This window comes from Bacteroidia bacterium, from assembly GCA_025056095.1.
In the GTDB taxonomy this organism is placed as follows: domain Bacteria; phylum Bacteroidota; class Bacteroidia; order JANWVE01; family JANWVE01; genus JANWVE01.
In genome coordinates, this window is record JANWVW010000332.1 from 1 (window position 1) to 1,558 (window position 1,558).

The following is a 1,558-nucleotide window of genomic DNA, read 5'->3' on the forward strand; positions in this document are numbered from 1 at the left end:
GTTCTTTTCCCAGCACTTTGGCACGAATCTCTTTCGCTTCTTTGAACAGCAGCTCAGCTTCAGCATATTTGCCTTGAATTCGGTATAATGCAGCCAAATTGTTACAAGATAAAGCATAACTTGGGTGTTCTTTTCCCAGCACTTTGGCACGAATCTCTTTCGCTTCTTTGAACAGCAGCTCAGCTTCAGCATATTTGCCTTGAATTCGGTATAATGCAGCCAAATTGTTACAAGATAAAGCATAACTTGGGTGTTCTTTTCCCAGCACTTTGGCACGAATCTCTTTCGCTTCTTTGAACAGCAGCTCAGCTTCAGCATATTTGCCTTGAGGTTGGTATAATAAAGCTAAATTGTTACAAGAAGCAGCATAATCTGTGTGTTCCTTTCCCAGCCCTTTAGCATAAATTTCTTTGGCTTCTTTGAATAACAGTTCAGCCTCAACATATTTGCCTTGAATTTGATACAAAAGAGCTAAATTGTTACAAGAGGTAGCATAATTTGGGTGTTCTTTTCCCAGCACTTTTGACCAAATCTCTTTGGCTTCTTTGAATAACAGTTCAGCCTCAACATATTTGCCTTGAATTCGATACAAAAGAGCCAAATTGTTACAAGGAAAAGCATAATATTGATTTTCTTTTCCTAGCGTTTTGGCACAAATCTCTTTGGCTTCTTTGAATAGCAATTCAGCATCAGCGTATTTGCCTTGAACTTGGTATAAAAGAGCTAAATTATTACAAGAACTAGCATAATCAGGATGTTCTTTTCCCAGTACTCTTGCATAAATATCTCTCGCTTCTTTGAATAACAGATTAGCCTCAACATATTTGCCTTGATATTGGTATAACATAGCCAAACTATTACAAGAATTAGCATAATCAGGATGTTCTTTTCCCAGTATTTTAACACGAGTCTCTTTAGCTTCTTTGAATAATGGTTCAGCTTCAGCATATTTGCCTTGAACTTGGTACAAAAGAGCTAAATTATTACAAGAATTAGCATAATCAAGGTGTTCTTTCCCCAACACTTTGGCGCGAATTTCTTTAGCTTCTTTGTGTAACAGTTCAGCCTCAGCATATTTGCCTTGAGCTTGGTATAATAAAGCCAAATTGTTACAAGAGTTGCTGTATCTTACTATATTTTTTTCTTTTGTCCAAACGCTGTCTTTTTTGGCATAAAACTCACCTTTTTTGTATAAACTTCCATAGTAACAGTTTTCAAACTGTCTATTTAAAATATTGCTGTAACTCGTATCTTTTATAGCCACTTGCTTTTCATATAATTCTAATGCTTTATCGCCCCATTCTATGGCTTCCTTGTATTGATGTTTATCTTGATATTTCACACAACTATCGTACGCACTTTGCCAAGTTTGGGCAAAACTAAATGAGAGCAAAAAAGTTAGAATACAACAAATAGCTAATTTCATCTTTCAAAGATATGAAAAATTAAGCTAAAAAGATAGATGTTTTTTACTTTTTAGTGCGTGCCCCTTGCTGCGCAAGGGTCGGGGCATTCCGCACTACGCTTCGCTTCGGTACTTCGCTGCGCTTCGTACTGC

At 36.8% G+C, this 1,558-nt stretch carries 1 protein-coding gene; it reads right to left on the reverse strand.

Annotated elements, in window-relative coordinates; translation table 11 throughout:
• A partial coding sequence (locus NZ519_13875; protein ID MCS7029842.1) for a tetratricopeptide repeat protein occupies nt 1-1,426 on the reverse strand: 1,426 nt, incomplete at its 3' end.
• Between the last annotated feature and the right edge of the window lie 132 nt (nt 1,427-1,558).